The following is a 3013-nucleotide window of genomic DNA, read 5'->3' on the forward strand; positions in this document are numbered from 1 at the left end:
GCACCATCTACACGATCTGCTGCACAAGCACGGCCCGGCGCAAAGCGTCGCGCATCGCGTCTTTCGCTGGATGATGGATACGATCGAATATCATCCCGGCGGGCGGGAGCCGAAGCGCATCATCTGCTTCAGCCCGCATCCAGACGACGACGTAATCAGCATGGGCGGGGCCTTGATCCGGCTGGTGGAAGACCGCCACGAGATGCACGTGGCCTACATGACCAGCGGCAACATTGCCGTCTTCGATCACGATGCCCAGCGCGTGGCCGACCTGGTCACCGAGTTCAACCGGCTGTTCCAAATCGACCAAGACAAAAGCCGGGAGCTGGAGGCGCAGGTCGACGGCGCGCTCAAGAACAAGAAACCGGGCGAGCCCGACAGCGAGGGCGTGCTGCGCATCAAGGCGCTGATTCGCTGGAGCGAGGCCAAGGCCGGGGCGATGGTCTGCGGCTGCCGCGAAGAGCACCTGCATTTTCTGGATCTGCCGTTTTATCGTACCGGCACGATCGCCAAGAACCCGATGGGCGCCGACGACGTGCGGATCATTCGCGAGCTGCTCGAGCAGGTGGATCCGCAACAGGTGTACATCGCCGGCGATCTGTCCGATCCGCACGGCACGCACCGCGTGTGTGCTGAGGCGATTTTCCACGCGCTGGCTGAGTTCGAGCAGGCCAAGGGCCGCAGGCCCGAGGCGCTGCTCTATCGTGGGGCCTGGCAGGAATGGGCCCCGCACGAGATCGAGCTGGCCGTGCCTTTGAGCCCGCGCGACTTGGAGTTGAAAAAGGCCGCGATCTTCATGCACGAATCGCAAAAGGATCGGGCCTTGTTCCCCGGCTCCGACCAGCGCGAATTCTGGCAGCGCGCCCAGGACCGCAATCGCAACACGGCCGACGTCTACAACCAGTTCGGCCTGCCCGAGTATTTTGCGATCGAAGGCTTCGTCCGCTGGAACGGCGAGCCGATCTAGGGCCGGCTACATTACAAGTCGCGCCGCCGCGAGCGAATCTCCCCGCCGTCCGCTTAAGGCTCAGCCATCACTCGCCCGGCTCCTATCGATCGATGGATGCCCTTGGGCTGACAAACTCCTGCAGTAAAGACGCTGTGGCAAGAATGAAGATTGCATCCAACGGCAGGCGAAAGCGGGGATCGGCGTTGGTCAGCAGAAACGGCAGGCAGTACAGCACGACAATGATCATCGACCAACGTTCCAGCGGTTTTCTTTTCCAGATGCACAACAATAGGTGCATCACCCAAACGGGCCCGATCCAAGCCATCAATGTCTGTAAGCTGCCGCTCAGCAGTCGATAGGGTAGCGCCTTCTGGCCGACCAGGCGGTAGTCCGGTCGGAACAAGGTCCAGAACTTGACCAGGACCAGCTTTGCAACCTCACCGGGATGGCTAGCCGCATAATCTCGCGCCAGGCGGTAGAAGACCGGTTTCCAGTCCCGGCCTTGAAAATCGTGTAAATCGGCCGCCTCGCAAGCGAGGTCTTGATGTTTTAGGGCTGGGAGTAAGGAAAGCTCGGCATTTAGGTGTGCCAGCAGGTATTCGCGTGTAAATGGGTTGGTACCCGCGTAGAGATTGTAAGCGCCGTTGTTGGGCACGAAGACTAATGGTTGAGCCGTGGAGAGGTTCGCCAGCGCGATGGCGCCCAGCATCAGTGCCACGGACAATGTCACCGTGCCCAACGATCGTTTCAGCCTGGCGCATCCTTCAGTCTTCTGCCGCAGAGCATCGAGCAGCAGGGCGGCCACGACCACCGGGACCAGGACGACCAAGTTCGGCCGGATGGCGAGGAGCGCTCCGCTGGTAGCACCGAGGCAGATCGCTTTCTTCCACGCCCCACCGCGCCCGAGCAGCATCACGTAGAAGGCGCACAACAGCGGCGCGGCCACCGCATTGTCGTTGACACGCACAATATCCAGGAGCCAATAGGGATGAACAGCCAGCAAGCCGACCGCACCCCAGCGAAATCGGCTTTGAAGTCCGAGCAGATGCGCGCCCCAGGCCGCCGCGCACAAGCCCCCCAGATAACACGCGCCTTGGACATACCGGTAGGCTCCGGGCCCGCCGAACTTGAGGCACCAAAACAAGAAACAAGTATAACCGGAAGGTAGAAACCCAGCGGGTTCAATCGCATGGCCGGCAAGCAGTGCTTCGGCCTGCTGATAGTTGGCCGGCACAGGCATGCTCGGCGGTATCAACCCGATGACGCCGGCACACAACAACCCCGCGAGCGAAACAGCAATCCCCGGACGAATGTGCGAAATCATGCGATCCTGCTCGAGAGTTGTCACTTGTCGACCCAACCGCCACGATCTTCTGGGAAGTTCCTTTGGCCGGCCATGACAGCCCCTTCCGCATGGGCAAATCGGTTGTGAAAGAATGCTCAGAGCGAGGGCCGCTTGAAAATGCGCTCGGGTAGCCCGCGGATCACGGCCATGATCGGCCGGCATCAGCTACGCGGTCGGCTGGGGCTATTACGGCGTCGGGACCAGGTTAAATGCCCGCTTCGACAATTTCTTTAGCGAGTTTGCGTCGGTTCACGCGCCAGATCGACTTTCCGCCGAGCCGCTCGGACTGGCAGGTTTTTTACGGACTGTTACATCATTGATCAGGGCGGGATCATCAATCCCGACATTTGGCAGTTTTGGCAGCGGCACGTCGGCGACGAGAGGCCGACGCCAAACTTCGGCGGCAATTCGGCGATCGAATACGCGATGGAAAAGAGGGTTGACTACCTGTGGTGGTACGCCCTCGATCTGCCCGAGGCGTATCGCGCGCAGTTTCGGCGGATCCAGGCCGACGAAGAAGCCGGATGGGCGATGTTTGAGAGGGTCGGGCGTGTTGCCGATCGGTAAACCGAGAGCCACGTCCGTGTTGGCGGCCTGACAGCGATAGTCGCTTGAGGCACGCTCCGGGAGGCCTTTGATGATGAGCATGAAAACTCTTTAGAATGCCCTTAAGCAGCAGGTGAGGCCACTTCCGGCTCTGCTCTGATCGAAATGATCGG

Annotated in this window: 3 protein-coding genes; 1 reads left to right on the top strand and 2 read right to left on the bottom strand. The window is 60.7% G+C overall.

Translation table 11 applies throughout. The annotated features are described in order from the left end of the window. Positions 1-967: PIG-L family deacetylase (locus VGG64_12360; GenBank protein ID HEY1600392.1), on the top strand; the 967-nt coding region annotated here is incomplete at its 5' end. A gap of 82 nt (positions 968-1049) precedes the next feature. Here VGG64_12360 and VGG64_12365 read toward each other — a convergent pair. Further along, positions 1050-2297 carry a hypothetical protein gene (locus VGG64_12365; protein HEY1600393.1) on the bottom strand — a complete coding sequence of 416 codons (1248 nt, stop codon included), beginning with the start codon at positions 2295-2297 and terminating at the stop codon, positions 1050-1052. Positions 2298-2543: 246 nt separating this feature from the next. Continuing rightward, a complete protein-coding gene (locus tag VGG64_12370; protein HEY1600394.1) occupies positions 2544-2942 on the bottom strand; it encodes a hypothetical protein in 399 nt (132 codons plus the stop codon). Positions 2943-3013 lie beyond the last annotated feature (71 nt).

This window comes from Pirellulales bacterium (assembly GCA_036490175.1).
Lineage (GTDB): Bacteria > Planctomycetota > Planctomycetia > Pirellulales > JACPPG01 > JACPPG01.

What these genes read in the sequence shown, in the direction of transcription:
- VGG64_12370 (HEY1600394.1), bottom strand. Translation starts at nt 2,942, where the DNA reads ATGCTCATCATCAAAGGCCTCCCGGAGCGTGCCTCAAGCGACTATCGC.